This window comes from Variovorax sp. GW821-FHT09A10, assembly GCF_059418385.1.
Map to the genome: position 1 here is coordinate 934494 of NZ_JBWKPT010000002.1, position 15736 is coordinate 950229.

Sequence of the window (15736 nt, forward strand, 5' to 3'; positions counted from 1 at the left end):
GCCATGAACGTTTCCGCCTGGTCCATACGCAACCCCATTCCGGCGGTGATGCTGTTCGTGCTGCTCACCTTCGGGGGGCTGCTGTCGTTCAACGCCATGAAGGTGCAGAACTTCCCGGACATCGACCTGCCGACCGTCACCGTCTCGGTCTCGCTGCCCGGCGCCGCGCCGTCGCAACTCGAAACCGACGTCGCGCGCAAGCTCGAGAACTCCATCGCCACCATCCAGGGCCTGAAGCACATCACGACCAAGGTGCAGGACGGCGCCGCCACGCTGATCGTGGAGTTCCGCCTCGAGAAGCCCGTGCAGGAAGCCGTGGACGACGTGCGCTCGGCCGTGCAGAAGGTGCGCGCCGACCTGCCCGCCGACGTGCGCGACCCGGTTGTCACCAAGCTCGACTTCGCGGCCCAGCCGGTGCTGGCCTTCACCATCGCGTCGTCGCGCATGGACGGCGAGGCGCTGAGCTGGTTCGTCGACAACGACGTCACCAAGAAGCTGCTCGCGCTGCCCGGCGTGGGCGCGGTGAGCCGCGTGGGCGGCGTCACGCGCCAGGTGCACATCGACCTCGACCCGAGCAAGCTGCAGGCGCTGGGCGCCTCGGCGGCCGACATCTCGCGCCAGCTGCGCCAGGTGCAGACCGAAAGCGCGGGCGGGCGCATCGACCTGGGCGGCAGCGAACAGCCGGTGCGCACCATGGCCACCGTGCAGTCGGCCGACCAGCTCGCCGACATGCAGATCGCGCTGAGCGACGGCCGACGCATCCGCCTGGACCAGGTGGCGCGCATCAGCGACACCATCGCCGAGCCGCGCGCCGCCGCACTGCTCAACGGCAAGCCCGTGGTGGGCTTCGAGGTGGCCCGCAGCCGCGGCGCCAGCGAGGTCGAGGTGGGCCACGCCATCCAGAAAGCGCTGGCCGACATGCGCGCGCAGCGGCCCGACCTGGAGTTGACCGAGGCCTTCAATTTCGTCGACCCGGTGGAAGAGGAATACAACGGTTCGCTGCACCTGCTGTACGAGGGCGCCATCCTCGCGGTGATCGTGGTGTGGCTCTTCTTGCGCGACTGGCGCGCCACCTTCGTCTCCGCCGTGGCACTGCCGATGTCGGTGATTCCGGCCTTCGTCGGCATGTACCTGCTGGGCTTCTCGGTCAACGTGATCTCGCTGCTCGCGCTCTCGCTGGTGGTCGGCATCTTGGTGGACGACGCCATCGTGGAGGTCGAGAACATCGTGCGCCACCTGCGCATGGGCAAGTCGCCCTACCAGGCGGCCATGGAGGCGGCGGACGAAATCGGCCTGGCCGTGATCGCCACCACCTTCACGCTGATCGCGGTGTTCCTGCCCACGGCCTTCATGAGCGGCGTGGCCGGCAAGTTCTTCAAGCAGTTCGGCTGGACCGCGTCGCTCGCGGTGTTCGCCTCGCTGGTGGTGGCGCGGGTGCTCACGCCGATGATGGCGGCCTACATCCTCAAGCCCATCGTCGGTGCCGAGAAGGAGCCGGGCTGGCTGCGCTGGTACATGCGCGCCGTGACGTGGAGCACGCACAACCGTTTCAAGACGATGGTGATGGCCACCCTCTTCTTCTTCGGTTCGCTGGCGATGATCCCGCTGCTCAAGACCGGTTTCATTCCGGCCGACGACAACTCGCAGACGCAGGTCTACCTGTCGCTGCCGCCGGGCTCCACGCTGGCGCAGACCACGGCCGCGGCCGAGGAAACGCGCCGCCGCGTGATGAAGATCAACCACGTGAAGAGCGTCTACACCACGGTGGCGGGCGGCAGCGCGGGCGGTGACCCGTTCGCGAACTTCGGCACGCCCGAGACGCGCAAGGCCACGCTGACGATCCAGCTCGACCCGCGCGGCGACCGGCCGCGCAAGCAGGTGATCGAGAAAGAGATCCGCACCGCGCTCGAAACGCTGCCCGGCGTGCGCAGCACCGTGGGCCTGGGCGGCTCGGGTGAGAAGTACATCCTGGTGCTCACGGGCGAAGACCCGGTGGCGCTGTCGGCCGCCGCGAGCGCGGTCGAGAAAGACCTGCGCACCATTCCCGGCCTGGGCAACATCACCTCGACCGCGAGCCTGATCCGCCCCGAGATCGCCGTGCGCCCCGACTTCGCGCGCGCCGCCGACCTGGGCGTGACCAGCTCGGCCATCGCCGAGACGCTGCGCGTGGCCACGCTGGGCGACTACGACCAGGCGCTGGCCAAGCTCAACCTCGCACAGCGGCAGGTGCCGATCGTGGTGAAGCTCGAAGACTCGGCGCGGCAAGACCTCGACCTGATCGGTCGCCTGTCGGTGCCGGGCGCGCGCGGCCCCGTCATGCTGAGCCAGGTGGCCTCGCTCACGATGGAAGGCGGCCCGGCCGTCATCGACCGCTACGACCGTTCGCGCAACGTCAACTTCGAGATCGAGCTGTCGGGCGTGGGCCTGGGCGACGCCAAGACCGCCGTCGAGGCCCTGCCCTCGATCCAGAAGCTGCCGCCGGGCGTGCGCATCGCCGAGGTGGGCGACGCCGAAGTGATGACCGAGCTGTTCGCCAGCTTCGGCCTGGCCATGCTGACCGGCGTGCTGTGCATCTACATCGTGCTGGTGCTGCTGTTCAAGGACTTCCTGCACCCGGTGACCATCCTGTGTGCGCTGCCGCTCGCACTGGGTGGGGCCTTCGTGGGCCTGCTGATCGGCCAGAAGGCGCTGTCGATGCCCTCGCTGATCGGCCTGATCATGTTGATGGGCATCGCCACGAAGAACTCGATTCTTCTGGTGGAGTACGCCATCGTGGCGCGCCGCGACCACGGCATGAGCCGCTGGGACGCGCTGCGCGACGCCTGCCACAAGCGCGCGCGGCCCATCATCATGACCACGCTCGCCATGGGCGCCGGCATGCTGCCGATTGCCGTGGGCTTCGGCGCGGCCGACTCGAGCTTCCGCTCGCCGATGGCGATGGCGGTGATCGGCGGGCTGATCACCTCCACGGTGCTGAGCCTGCTGGTGGTGCCGGCGGTGTTCACCTACGTGGACGACATCGAGCACTGGATACGGCGCACGGTACGCAAGCTACGCGGGCAGCCGGCCGATCCGCACATTGATGACGACCTGGTCGAGGCGCCGCAGCGCTGAGACCTCCGAGCGCGGGCAGCGGTGGACCCGCTACCGCGCCTCGATGTTCAGCACCACCACGCCTGCCACGATGGCCAGCAGGCCGATCACGCGGGTCAGCGTGACCGCTTCACCGAACCAGACCATGCCGGCGACCGCGATCAGCGCGGTGCCGGCACCGGCCCAGACCGCGTAGCCCAGCCCCACATCCAGTACGCGCACCGCGAGCGACATGAGCCAGATCGCACCGGCATAGCAGGCGGCGGTAAGCAGCGATGGCAACAGGCGGGTGAAACCTTCGGCATGGCGAAGGGCGATGGTGCCGGCGACTTCCGCCGCCACGCTGGCCGCGAGCAGCAGCCAGGCCAGAGTCTGTGGACTCTTCATGGGAATACCTCGTCACACCCCTGCCGTACCGGGCATGGAATGCGGGCGATGCAAGCGGTACCCCGAACGAAGCCGCCATTCTGGGGACCTGCGTCGACGCGGTGATGACTGCGCGGTCAAGCCCCTTGGCGCTGAAGGCGCATTCAAAAAAATGCCGCGGGCGCCAATCGCCCGCGGCATGTGAACCGACAAAGAGGGTCGGTCGCGTCAGGCGTCCAGCTGCGCCAGGCGCTTCAGCTTGCGTTCGCTCATGCGCTTGGCCAGGCGCGGCAGCACCAGCACGGCGACCACGATGACCACCAGGGTGATCGACATCGGACGCTGGAAGAACACGGCCGCACTGCCCTCGCCGATCGACATGGCGTTGCGCAGTTGCGCTTCGGCCAGCGGGCCGAGGATCATGCCGACCACCACGGGGGCGGTCGGGAAGTCGTAGCGCCGCATCACCACGCCCAGCAGGCCGATGCCGTAGAGCAGGAACAGGTCGAACGCGCTCTGGCGCATGCCGTAGGCACCGACCGTCGCGAAGATCAGGATGCCGGCGTACAGCTGCGGCTTCGGAATCTTCAGCAGCTTGACCCACAGGCCGACCATCGGCAGGTTCAGCACCAGCAGCATGACGTTGCCGATGTAGAGCGAGGCGATCAGCGCCCACACCAGCGCAGCCGAGGTGGTGAACAGCTGCGGGCCCGGCTGGATGCCGTAGTTCTGGAACGCGCCCAGCAGGATGGCGGTGGTGTTCGACGTGGGGATGCCCAGCGTGAGCAGCGGAATCAGCGCGGCCGTCACCGTGGCGTTGTTGGCGGCCTCGGGGCCGGCCACGCCTTCGATCGCGCCCTTGGTGCCGAACTCGGCCTTGGCGTCCTTGTCCTTGGCGAGCTTCTTTTCCATCGCATAGCTCAGGAAGGTCGGAATCTCGGTGCCGCCGGCCGGAATGCAGCCGAAAGGCGTGCCGATGGCGGTGCCGCGCAGCCAGGCCGGAACGGAACGCTTCCAGTCGCGCTTGGTCATGTGCACGCGGCTGAGCTTGTTCTGGCCTTCGACGACCTTGCCTTCGTACAGCACGGCGTAGAGCACCTCGGCCACGGCGAACAGGCCGACCGCGACCAGCACGATCTCGATGCCGTCGAGCAGCTCGGGCACGCCGCCCGTGTAGCGGCCCTGGCCCGAGATCTGGTCCAGGCCCACGCAGCCGGCGGCCAGGCCGACGAACAGCGCCGTCATGCCGCGCAGCGTGCTCTTGCCGAGCACCGCGCTCACCGTGGTGAAGGCCAGCAGCATCAACAGGAAGTACTCGGGCGGGCCGAGCTTGACCGCGAACTCGGCCACGAAGGGCGCGAACAGCGTGACGATGACGGTGGCGATGGTGCCGGCCACGAAGGAGCCGATGGCGGCCGTGGCAAGCGCTGCGCCCGCCCTTCCGCTCTTGGCCATCTTGTTGCCCTCCATCGCCGTCACCATGCTGGCGGTTTCGCCGGGCGTGTTCAGCAGGATGGACGTGGTCGAGCCGCCGTACATGGCGCCGTAGTAGATGCCCGAGAAGAAGATCATCGAGGCCGTGATGTCGACCTTGCCGGTGATGGGCAGCAGCATCGCCACCGCCACCGCCGGGCCGATGCCGGGCAGCACGCCCACGGCGGTGCCCAGGGCACAGCCGACCAGGCACCAGAGCAGATTGATCGGGGTGATCGCCGTGGCGAAACCCGCCATGAGTGCGTTGAAGATTTCCATGTCAGAACCACCCGGAGGAAGTCAGGCCCGGCAGGTTGATCGCCAGGAATTGGGTGAACATCCAGAACACCGGCGCGGAGATCAACGCGCCGGAAACCAGGTCGGTGAGCCAGGTGCGCGGCGCATTCACGCCGGCCTGCCCGCTCGCGCGACGCAAGCCCTGCACGGCCAGCACGTAGCACAGCGTGCAGCTGAGGATGAAGCCGAGCGTCGTGATGAGCGCGGCATTGAGCAGCAGGCCTGCCGAGACCCAGATGAAGCCGGGCCAGTAGGCGCGGTCGGCGCCGGTGGGCGCGTCGAGTTCGCGAAAGCCCCCGGTGCGTGCCTCCCACAGAATCCACGCGCCGCACAGCACGAGCACCACCGACACCAGCCAGGGCAGGAAGTTGGGGCCGACGCCGCCGTAGCCGGCCTCGGAAGAAATGCCGATGGCGCCGAAGGCCAGCGCCAGGCCGGTCAGCAGCACGCCGGCGCCGACCAGGGTTTGAGGCCATACGGCCGCGGCTTGCGCGGCCCCGTCAGACGACGAGACCGAGGGATCTGGAGTTGTCATTTTTTGCTCCCGGAATGTGGTGCTGGATTTGAAAACGGCACGCTGTCGTCTCTTGCGAGGACAGCGCGCCGTTGAAGCGGGCAGGCAGGCGCTGGGGGCGCTCAGACCATGCCGGACTTGGTCATGATGGCGCGCAGGCTGGCGAAGTCGTCGTCGACGAACTTGGCGAAGGCTTCGCCCGACAGCACGGCCGAGGTCCAGTCGTTCTTCTTGAGCGACTCGGCCCACGACGGGCTCTTCATGGCGGCCAGCACCATGTCGGTCAGTGCCTTGCGCTGTTCGGCCGAGATGCCGGGGGCACCGTACACGCCGCGCCAGTTGCCGATCTCGACATCGATTCCCTGTTCCTTCAGGGTCGGCACGTTGATGCCCGGCAGGCGCTGGGCGGAGGTGACAGCAATGGGTTTCATCTTGCCGGCGGCGATGTACTCGGCGAATTCGCTGTAGCCGCTGCCGCCGATGGTGACGTTGCCGCCCAGGATGGCGGCGGTGGCTTCACCGCCTCCGCGGAAGGCCACGTAGTTGATCTTGGACGGGTCGGCACCGACCTTCTGCGCGATCATGGCCGCGGCGATGTGCTCGGTGGAGCCGCGCGAACCGCCGCCCCACTTGACGCTGCCCGGGTCCTTCTTGAGCTGGTCGACCACGTCCTTCATGGTCTTGAAGGGCGAGTTGGCGGGCAGCACGAACACGTTGTATTCGGTGGTCAGGCGCGCGATGGGCGTGGCCTGTTCGAGCTTCACGGGCGGCTTGCCGGTGATGATGCCGCCCAGCATGACCGAGCCCATCACCATGAGTGCGTTGGCGTCGCCCTTGGAACCGTTCACGAACTGGGCCAGACCCAATGCGCCGGCGGCACCGCCCTTGTTGTCGTAGGTGACGGTGTCGGCCACCTTGGCGTCGGTCAGGGCCTTGCCCAGTGCACGGCCCGTGGTGTCCCAGCCGCCGCCCGGGTTGGCGGGGATCATCATCTTGACGTTGGCGGCAGCGCGCGCCGACAGCGGCAAGGCGCCGGCAGCGGCCAGTGCGGCCAGGGACTTCAAAAAGGTATCGCGACGCATTGTTGGTGTCTCCTCAGAACTTGGGAACGGATGGAACCTGACTTGGACCTGAGCCGCTATCATGCGCCGCCCCGCTGTCAGTTGGCTGTCCACCAGACTGGGGAAAACACCGAAGAAGCTCCCCCTCCGATCCCTCCCGATCCCGCGCCCCGTATGAAGCTGCTGCTCGTCGAAGACGACCCCTCGATGCAACTCACCCTGCAGCGCACGCTCGGGCGCCGGCACATCGACGTGCGCATCTGCGGCGACGGCGCACAGGCGCTGGCGCAATGGCGCGCCATCGAGCCCGACGTGGTCGCGCTCGACCTGAGCCTGCCCAACGTCGACGGCCTGCAGGTGCTGGCCCAGGCGCGTGCCGAGGGCCTGCGCACGCCGGTGCTGCTGCTCACCGCGCGCGGCACGGTGGGCGACCGCATCATGGGCCTGAACGCCGGCGCGGACGACTACCTGCCCAAGCCCTTCGACCTGGACGAACTCGAGGCCCGCATCCGCGCACTGCGCCGGCGCAGCCAGAGCGCCGGGCCCGAGGCGGCTGCGATGAATCCGATGGAGGTCGGCGGCCTGCGCTTCGAGCCCGACAACGGCGCCATCTACCACCGCGCCGAACTGCTCGAGGTCACGCCGCGCGAGCTGGCACTGCTCAAGGCACTGATGATGAAGCCCGGCCACGCCGTCACCAAGGAGCGCCTGTTCGAGCTGGTGTTCCCGGGCGAGGCCGACGTGCAGTACGAAGCCATCGAGGTGGTCGTGTACCGCCTGCGCAAGAAGCTGGTGGGCACGGGCACGGTGCTGATGACGATGCGCGGGCTGGGCTACCTGCTGCGGGCCGAGAGTTGACCGCAGGCATGCGGCAGATGATGTCGTCCCTGCGCGCACGGCTGCTGCTCGGCATCCTGGTGCCGGTGGCGGTGTTCGTGGTGATCAACAGCGTGAGCCTGTACCGCCAGAGCCTGGCAGCCGCCACCACCGCCTACGACCGCACGCTGCTGGCCTCGGCCAAGACCATCGGCGAACAGCTCGACGTGGAAGGCTATGACGACATGGCGCGGCTGCGCGCGATCGTGCCCTACTCCGCGCTCGAGGCCTTCGAGGCCGACAACCGCAGCCGCCTGTTCTACCGTGTCTCGGCGCTCGACGGCGAGATGGTCTCGGGCTTTGCCGAGCTGCCGTTCTGGCGCGGCCGCATCCCCGACCGCGGGGCGTATGCGGCGCTGGTCGACTTCTACGACGCCGAGTTTCGCGGCCAGCCGGTGCGCGTCGCCGTGCTGCTGCAGCCCGTGGCCAGCGCGCGCGGTCGCGGCATGGCCGTGGTGCAGGTCGCCGAAACGCTAGAGTTGCGCGAAACGCTGGTGCGCAAGCTGCTGCTCGACATGCTCTGGCGCCAACTGCTGCTGATGGGCGTGATCGCGCTCGTCACCGTGGTCGTGGTGCAGCGCGCCACGCGGCCGGTGCGCGAGCTCGGCGAAGCCATCGAGCGGCGCCCGGAAGACGACCTGTCGCCCATCGACGCGCCCGGCGCGCCCGCCGAGCTGCGCCCGCTCATCGACGCCACCACCGAGGTCATGGGGCGGCTGCAGCGGCTGCTCGACCACCAGAAGCGCTTCGTGCGCGACAGCGCCCACCAGCTGCGCACGCCGCTGGCGGTGCTCAAGGCACAGGTGCAGTCGGCGCGCCGTGGCGACGTGGCGCCCGAGCAGGCGCTGGTCGAGATCAGCCAGACCGTCGAGCGCGCCACCACGCTGGCCAACCAGATGCTGTCGCTGGCGAAGGTGGAGCAGCTGCGCCAGCAGCCCGAGTCGGCGCTGCTCGACCTGGGCGACGTGGTGCGCCACATCGCGCTCGACCTGTCGCCGCTGGTGGCCGACAAGGCGCTCGACTTCGAGCTGGCCGCCGACGACGCGGTGACGGTGCGCGCGCACCAGTGGATGCTGCAGGAGCTCACGCGCAACCTGCTGCACAACGCCATCAAGCACAGCCCCACGGGCGCCCCGCTCTCGGTGCGCGTGCACGCCGAGGGCGACGAGGCCGTGCTCACCGTGCGCGACGACGGCCCGGGCATTTCAACCGAGCTGCGCCAGCGCCTGTTCGCGCCGTTCTCGGCAGGCAACACCTCCAGCGGCTCGGGCCTGGGCCTGGCGATCTGCCGCGAGATCGTTCTGGCGCTGGGCGGGCGCATCAGCCTGGACAACCGCACCACGCTCGGTGGCGGCGGCAGCACCTACGTGACCGGGCTCGACGCCGTGGTGCGGCTGCCGCTGTCGCGCCACAATGGCTGACCTTTCATTTCCGACCTTCATGGACCGTCTGCGCATCGACAAGTGGCTCTGGGCCGCCCGCTTCTTCAAGACCCGTTCGCTGGCCGCGGACGAAATCGGCAAGAACCGCATCCAGGTGAACGGCGACGTCGCCAAGGCCTCGCGCGAGGTCAAGGCCGGCGACACGGTCGCGATGCGCCTGGGCCCGCTCACGCGGACCGTGACCGTGCGCGGCCTCAGCGGCCAGCGCGGCCCGGCGCCCGTGGCCCAGCAGCTCTACGAGGAAACGCCAGAGAGCCTGGCCGCGCAGGCCGCCTTCCGCGAGCAGCGCCGCATGGGCAGCGAGCCGGCACTGGCCATCGAACAGGGCCGGCCCACCAAGCGCGACCGGCGCGAGATCGACGGCGTGCGCCACCAGGCCGAGTGGGACAACCGCTGGAGCGCATCGATCGACGAAAGCAACGGCGACGACGACCACCCGCCGCCGCGTGGCCGCCCGCAGCGCTGATTCGCGTACCCTGCGGGCTTCGTTTCTTTTTTTGACGGAGCGCCCGCAGATGTCCAAATTCAAGAAGTACCGCGTCGGCAGCAAGTTCAAGCTCTCGCGCATCGACCCGGACGACACGCCCTTCCTCACGGGCGACGAGTCAGGCCAGCGCGCCGAGGTCGACACCCTGGCCGTCGAGCTCGACGAGCTGCAGGACGTGCTGCACGCCGAAGGCCGACGCAAGGTGCTGCTGGTGCTGCAGGGCATGGACACCAGCGGCAAGGACGGCACGGTGCGCTGGGTGTTCTCGCGCACCTCGCCACTGGGCGTGCGCGTGACGGCCTTCAAGGCGCCGAGCGAGGACGAACGCGCGCACGACTACCTCTGGCGCTGCCACGCCGCCGTGCCGCGCACCGGCGAGATCATGGTGTGGAACCGCAGCCACTACGAGGACGTGCTGGTGCCCGTGGTCGAGGGCTGGATCGACGGCGACGAAGCCCGCCGCCGCTACGCGCAGATCAACGACTTCGAGCGGCTGCTCACCGAGACCGGCACGGTCGTCGTCAAGTGCATGCTGCACATCGACAAGGACGAGCAACGCGAGCGCCTGCAGGCCCGCATCGACACGCCCGGCAAGCAATGGAAGTTCAGCATGGGCGACCTCGAGGTGCGCACCAAGTGGGCCGACTACCAGAAGGCGTATCAGAACGCGCTGGTCGCCACCTCGAGCGACCACGCGCCGTGGCACGTGATTCCCGCCAACAGCAAGCGGCACCGCAACATGATGATTGCGCAGCTGCTCGTGAAGACGCTGCGCGACATGAAGCTGAAGGCCCCGCCGCCCGACCCGGCGCTCAAGGGCATGGTCGTGAAGTGAGCCGATCCGCCCGGTGGGCGGTACGGGCTCAGGAGCGGCGCACGGGCGCCGTCGGGCGAACCGGCGTCTGCGCCAGCACGCGACAGTTGCCGAACTCGCAGCGCACGGCCCAGGCCATGCCGCTCGCGCACGGCACGCTGTAGGTCTCGTAGCCCGGCCCCTTGGCCGTCATCTCGGCGCGCGGCTGCACGTTGCAGCGACCGGCCTTGGCCAGGCGCTCGACGTTGTAGGTGTCGACACCGGTGCGGCGCGGCTTGAGCGCGAGCACGGGGTTGTAGGTGTTGCCGTAGAACGTGTCCTGCACGTTCGGGTCGAGGTTGCGGTAGCCGCGCTTGGCCATGCAATGGACGATGGCGATCTGCTGGTGCTCGGCGATCAGCGCGCCGCTGGGGCGGGTGTTCCAGTCGATGACGGCGGCGGTGATGCCGGTGTACGAGGCCGCGGCGACGATGCCCTGGCCGTGCACCGTGATCAGGCCCAGGCCCAGCGCGGCCCACATGGCGTCGTCCGATTCGCTGCGCGCGGTGATGCGGGTGGCGGCCGTGCGGCAGTCGGCCACGTCGCTGTCGTAGCGCGCCTTGTCCACGCCTTCCATGGCAACCATCGGCATGTACGACATGCCGGTGCCCTGGCCGGGACCGGTCGGCGGTGCGCTGGCGCATCCGGCCAGGACCACGGTGGCCAATGCAATGCAGAGCGGCAGCTTCATGGGAATCCCTCGTCCTCTTCGCGGTAGTTGCGAGGGATTTAACCATACAACTAGTTACTCTTGAATCGACTTGTCGCGAATGAGCGACGAGCGCCGGCAAGGGCATTCGGGCTGCAAACGCAGGTGTGCGAAGGGGCAAGGTACAGTTTTCGCCCCTCCCCGGTTTCCTCTCCATGCCCTGCATTCCCCGGCTTCCCGCTCCCCGCTTTCTCGCGATCGCACTCGCCGCCGCATCCGTCGGCGCCGCAGCCCAGCAGCCGCAGCTCTCTGCCGTCGACCTGGCCCGCAAGAACGCCTGCATGGCCTGCCATGGGCTGGTGCACAAACAGGTGGGGCCGGGTTTCGCGCAGATTGCCGATCGCTACCGGAACGACGCCACCGCGCCCGCGCGCCTGGCCGACAAGATCCGCAACGGCAGCGTGGGCACCTGGGGCCGCGTGATCATGCCGCGCCAGTCGCTGGTCTCGGAGGCCGACGCGCAGGTGCTCGCGCGCTGGGTGCTGGCACAACCGCCGGGCCGCTGAATCGCAGCGTCGTTCAGGACGCCAGCCGCGGTTGTGACGCCGCCTCCACCCGGAAGTCCGTCGGGAAGGTCCAGGTGCCGGGCGCGTCGCGCTTGCCCATCTGGCTGAGCTGGTAGCCCATGCCCCACACCGCGTGCAGCGACAGGCCGTGCGGCTGGTCGACATACAGGCCGAGCTTTCGGCGCAGCTTCGACACGTTGGCGTCCAGCGTGCGGGAGCCGGCGGCGACACCGCTTTGCCAGCCGATCATTTCCAGGTGCTCGCGGCCCAGCGGCCGGTTCATGTGGCGGAAGAATTCAGCCGCCAGGTCGAATTCGATGGGCGTCAGGCGAATTTCCGTGCCCGCCACATCCACCATGTCGAACGGCGACAACAGGCTGAATTCCTGCCAATCGAGGCTGCGCGGCACCACCGGCCGGTTGCGCTGGCGCAGGAAGAATTCGAGCATGAAGTACATCTCTTCGAAGGTCGACGGCTCGGGCAGCACGGCGTCGTCAGGACCGGCGTGCAGCAGCGACAGCCCGCGGATCTGGCGCTTGCGCGCGCTCATGACCAGCGGCGTGTTGTAGCGCAGCGTTTCACGCACCTGGCCGATCAGCTTTTGCACATCGTCGGGGGCCGATGGAATTGCGACCAGCAATGCCTCGAATTTGCCGTCCGGCTCGACCTGCGCGATCAATTCATCGATATTCGAAAATGCAATGGGCGTATAGCCCAGCATCTTCACGGCGCGACTGGCGTGCCATCGCGTTCGGGGGGAAGAATCCAACACTGCAATGTGCGGAGATTTTTGATCAAACATTGAAAATTACCTTGCACACCGTGGCGTTACAAACTTCTATTTTTGCCTCATTCACCGGGAAATTGGCCCTCATCATTCACACCTCTGACAATAAATTGCTCTAAATTGTTGAAGGCAGATGCATTTTTTTACGAATGCATTTTTATGCAACCAGAATTGCCGAATAGAGAATTTATTCCCAAAGAAAATTCACAGGTATCAATGAAGGGAACAGAAGTATGAAAATCGGGCACGGTCGCGCGGCCATGCCCGAAAACACTGGCCGGCCGTGAACTGCGGCACGGCGCCAGGTGCCCGAATCAGGAAAGAAGGAGTGCGCCGTCCGTCTCGGCGTGTCCCGGCTGTTGCAGCGCAAAGGAGCGCGGCGTGCAGCCGTATTTCTTGCGAAAGACGAGGCCGAAGTAGGCCGGGTCGGCAAATCCGCACTCGTAGGCGACCTGGGCGACGAACTTGCGCGCGCCCTCGGGGCTGCGCAGCATCCGGGCCGCGGCCTCCAGCCGGTCGCCCTGCAGGGTTTCCAGGAAGGTCATGCCGCGGCCGGCCTTGGCGAACACCTTGTGCACGTAGCGCACCGACACGTTGAAGCTGGCGGCCAGCTTCTGCGCATCGATCTCGGTGTCGGCGTGATGCTCGCGAATCCAGGCCCGCATGCGAGCGTGCAGTTCGCCGTCGCGCGGCGACACCCGCTCGCCCAGCGCGCCCGGCTGCGCCGACAGTCCGTTCTGCTCCAGCGTGAACGACAGCATCGACATCAGGTGCTCGCCCAGCAGCTGGCGCTGCGCGGGGCTCTGAATGGCGCACAGGTGCCCGATGTCCAGCGCGCGCAGGTAGCCCGACAGCAACGCGGCCCAGCCCTTGTCGCCGGCCAGCCGCAGGTCGATGGACTGGCCGGCATGGGGCAGCCAGCGGTTCACCACGGCCTCCGACAGACCCAGCGTCCATGAGTTGGTGACTTCGGTCGAGCGCAGGCGCAGCGGGTGCCAGGAGTCGATCAGCACCATGTCGCCGGCGCCGAGCTCGACGCGCCCGCGCTGCTCGCTGATGGCCAGGCCGCCGTCGAGCTTGATCAGCAGGTGGTACGGATAGACGTCGGCCCCCATCAGTTGGCTCGGGCCCTTGCGTTCAATGCTCGCGCCGCTGCCGTGCACGCGCATGAACGCCAGCCCGGCCGTGTCGACGATGGTGAGTTCCTGCTGGAAGTGCGAGCGCTCAGGGCTGTCCAGCCGCCCCACATGAGGACCGATCTCGTCGGCCCAGAAGGCGAACCCATCCTTGCGCGCCACCATGCCGGTGTGAAAGCGCTGAACGCGACTGTCGGACTCGGCCATGCGGCACGCCCTTCCTCCATGCAGCCGGCGCCACGCCAGAAGCCGCGGGTCACAAACGGGAACTCCCCTTTTTTCCTGACAGGTCCGCGCGGACCTCGGATAATTTTTACAAACAATAACAGAGATAACGGAAATGGAAGACCGGGAGTTCGAGGGGATGGAGCGGCACCCGAGCCGGCACACGCCGCACGACGGCCCCTGATTCAGGCTCGCCCTCCGCCGCACAAGACATCGATCCGGCGACGCGTCGCCCCCAGCCAGGTGCCCCGGCGGGCAATTGCATCTGAATGTGACTCGCGACACATCCGCGCCGCGAAAGCGAATGCCAAAGAAGGGCGCGATTCGTAGCATCCCTTCGGACCGAACGTCAACCGGAACTCTCTCTACTGGGGATGAAATGGCTGCTCTGTATTTCACGGAACTCGAACCTTTCGGCGCTCGATGGCGCGCGGCACTGGCGTCCTGCCTGCCGGGCCCGCGCCGCGATGCCGAAACGGTGCGGCCTTCGCCTCCCCTGCCGCCGCCGGACCGGGTGTGTGCGCTGGTCTTCATTGCCAACCTTGCGCAGCTCGCCGAGACCGACGGCCCCGAGGTGGCGGCGGGCGTGAGCCGCGAGGTCCGGCGCCGGCTCTTCGCGGCCTTTCCGCCGTCGCCGGTGGCCGACACCGACCTCACCTGCCTGCGCGACGACTGCTTTCTGCTGCGAACCCGCCACGCGCGGCTGGACGACCTGCTCGCGGCGCTCGGGCGCGAGCCGATCCTCGTGAAGGGCATCGCCGCGCAGCCGCAACTGCATGCCGACTGGATCGCGCTGCGCGACAGCGGGCCGATGAGTCCCGCCGAGATCGAGCTGGCGCTGTGGGCCGCGCAACCGCATCCCGCGCCCACGGCCAAGGCGCGGCCTGCGGGCGACGTCGTGGTCGACGACATCGAACACGTCTACGACCTGCGCATCGCGCGGCAGGGAGATGCCCTGTGGCTGCGCGAGCGCTGTCTGCGAGGGGCCGAGGAACGGGCCCGGATCGACACGCTGTTCGCGCAGCTCCAGCCCGGCTGAGATGGCTTCGTCGCCTTCATCAGCCCGTCGCAGCCCGGTCCGGCGAAGGGGCGCTCGAGTGCGAGCCGCCCCGGGGGCGCCGCACCGTCCTGTTCCTTGACCGCCGCCCGTGGATTCGCGCATGCGCATGAACCGCCGCTGGTCTCGCAACCGCCATGGCCATGTATCTCCATCCCCTGATCGCCAGCGTGCCGCCCGACGAGCGCGCCGCCTTGATTCGCAGCAGCGCGCTTCATTCCTACCGGCGCAACGAGATCGTGCTGCAGGCCGACACGCACACCGACCGCATCTACTGCGTGGCCACGGGCCTGCTGCGCGCGGTCGACCGGGACGTGACGACCGACTTCATCCGCCGGGGCGATTTCTTCCTCGGCCCCTCGCTCGGCGAGAACAGCTACCAGGCCACCTCGACGCTGGTCGCCGCCCTGCCCTCGTCGGTCTACCACCTGCCGGTGGCCGCGGTGCGCCGGCTGTGCGCGCTGTACCCCGAGGTGACCATGGGCCTGCTGGAGATCGCGATGAAGCGCGTCGCCATGGTGCGCGGGCAGCTGCGCCGCATCTCGTCGCTGTCGTCCGAAAGCCTGGTGAGCCGCGTGCTGCACGAGCTGACGCAGCTGGCGCCGGCCGCCACGGGCGGCTACGACAAGCGCATCACGCAGGCGGTGATCGCGTCGTACTCGGGGCTCTCGCGCGAGGTCGTCAACAAGACCATGCGCGACATGGAAAGCCGCGGGCTGGTGCGCCGCGACGACCAGGGCGTGCACGTGCCGCCAACCTTCGCCTCGACCGATTTCGGCAGCCTGCTGCCGCAAGCCCACGAGCTGTCCGACGAGCTCTGCGCCTGGGACGGCGACAGCCCCGAAACGCCATGA

At 68.1% G+C, this 15736-nt stretch carries 15 protein-coding genes; 8 read left to right on the plus strand and 7 right to left on the minus strand.

The genetic code is table 11. The features are described 5' to 3' along the window. Positions 1–3: 3 nt before the first annotated feature. Positions 4–3114 carry an efflux RND transporter permease subunit gene (locus tag AC07Q9_RS11170; protein ID WP_492678667.1) on the plus strand — a complete coding sequence of 1037 codons (3111 nt, stop codon included), beginning with the start codon at positions 4–6 and terminating at the stop codon, positions 3112–3114. A 30-nt stretch (positions 3115–3144) separates the two neighbouring features. On the opposite strand, the gene AC07Q9_RS11175 is transcribed toward AC07Q9_RS11170, so the two are convergent. The 4 genes from AC07Q9_RS11175 to AC07Q9_RS11190 form a co-directional block, all read right to left on the minus strand. Beyond that, on the minus strand, positions 3145–3480 hold the full coding sequence (locus AC07Q9_RS11175) for a DMT family transporter (protein WP_495309380.1): 336 nt from the start codon (positions 3478–3480) through the stop codon (positions 3145–3147). A gap of 207 nt (positions 3481–3687) precedes the next feature. Continuing rightward, entirely contained in the window at positions 3688–5211 is a 1524-nt protein-coding gene (locus tag AC07Q9_RS11180) for a tripartite tricarboxylate transporter permease (protein WP_495309382.1), read from the minus strand. A 1-nt stretch (position 5212) separates the two neighbouring features. Beyond that, positions 5213–5764 (minus strand): tripartite tricarboxylate transporter TctB family protein, encoded by a 552-nt coding sequence (locus AC07Q9_RS11185; RefSeq protein WP_495309384.1) that lies wholly within the window; start codon positions 5762–5764, stop codon positions 5213–5215. 101 nt (positions 5765–5865) lie between these two features. Beyond that, positions 5866–6825 (minus strand): tripartite tricarboxylate transporter substrate binding protein, encoded by a 960-nt coding sequence (locus AC07Q9_RS11190; protein ID WP_489056997.1) that lies wholly within the window; start codon positions 6823–6825, stop codon positions 5866–5868. A 153-nt stretch (positions 6826–6978) separates the two neighbouring features. Between AC07Q9_RS11190 and AC07Q9_RS11195 the strand changes: the two genes are divergently transcribed. From AC07Q9_RS11195 to AC07Q9_RS11210, 4 genes are read left to right on the plus strand one after another with little or no spacing between them, the layout of a single operon-like run. Further along, positions 6979–7662, plus strand: a complete 684-nt coding sequence (locus AC07Q9_RS11195) for a response regulator transcription factor (protein WP_099796689.1) — start codon at positions 6979–6981, stop codon at positions 7660–7662. A gap of 17 nt (positions 7663–7679) precedes the next feature. After that, positions 7680–9101 carry a sensor histidine kinase gene (locus AC07Q9_RS11200; RefSeq protein ID WP_495309386.1) on the plus strand — a complete coding sequence of 474 codons (1422 nt, stop codon included), beginning with the start codon at positions 7680–7682 and terminating at the stop codon, positions 9099–9101. A gap of 19 nt (positions 9102–9120) precedes the next feature. Further along, a complete protein-coding gene (locus tag AC07Q9_RS11205) occupies positions 9121–9588 on the plus strand; it encodes an RNA-binding S4 domain-containing protein (RefSeq protein ID WP_447748714.1) in 468 nt (155 codons plus the stop codon). 49 nt (positions 9589–9637) lie between these two features. Then, on the plus strand, positions 9638–10444 hold the full coding sequence (locus AC07Q9_RS11210; RefSeq protein ID WP_489056999.1) for a PPK2 family polyphosphate kinase: 807 nt from the start codon (positions 9638–9640) through the stop codon (positions 10442–10444). Between the two features lie 28 nt (positions 10445–10472). Here the strand turns inward: AC07Q9_RS11210 and AC07Q9_RS11215 are convergent, their stop codons facing one another. Further along, positions 10473–11153 carry a hypothetical protein gene (locus AC07Q9_RS11215; RefSeq protein WP_489057000.1) on the minus strand — a complete coding sequence of 227 codons (681 nt, stop codon included), beginning with the start codon at positions 11151–11153 and terminating at the stop codon, positions 10473–10475. A gap of 173 nt (positions 11154–11326) precedes the next feature. On the opposite strand from AC07Q9_RS11215, the gene AC07Q9_RS11220 reads away from it, so the two are divergent. Beyond that, a complete protein-coding gene (locus AC07Q9_RS11220) occupies positions 11327–11677 on the plus strand; it encodes a c-type cytochrome (protein ID WP_495309389.1) in 351 nt (116 codons plus the stop codon). Between the two features lie 13 nt (positions 11678–11690). On the opposite strand, the gene AC07Q9_RS11225 is transcribed toward AC07Q9_RS11220, so the two are convergent. Together AC07Q9_RS11225 and AC07Q9_RS11230 are read right to left on the minus strand one after the other, a co-directional pair. Further along, complete coding sequence (locus tag AC07Q9_RS11225) at positions 11691–12398, minus strand: winged helix-turn-helix transcriptional regulator (RefSeq protein WP_495309985.1); 708 nt, start codon at positions 12396–12398, stop codon at positions 11691–11693. A 380-nt stretch (positions 12399–12778) separates the two neighbouring features. After that, positions 12779–13807, minus strand: a complete 1029-nt coding sequence (locus AC07Q9_RS11230; protein ID WP_495309391.1) for an AraC family transcriptional regulator — start codon at positions 13805–13807, stop codon at positions 12779–12781. Between the two features lie 397 nt (positions 13808–14204). Here AC07Q9_RS11230 and AC07Q9_RS11235 point away from each other — a divergent pair, with 397 nt between their 5' ends. Both AC07Q9_RS11235 and AC07Q9_RS11240 read left to right on the plus strand, forming a co-directional pair. After that, positions 14205–14864 (plus strand): hypothetical protein, encoded by a 660-nt coding sequence (locus AC07Q9_RS11235; RefSeq protein WP_489057004.1) that lies wholly within the window; start codon positions 14205–14207, stop codon positions 14862–14864. Between the two features lie 161 nt (positions 14865–15025). After that, positions 15026–15736, plus strand: a complete 711-nt coding sequence (locus tag AC07Q9_RS11240) for a Crp/Fnr family transcriptional regulator (protein ID WP_495309393.1) — start codon at positions 15026–15028, stop codon at positions 15734–15736.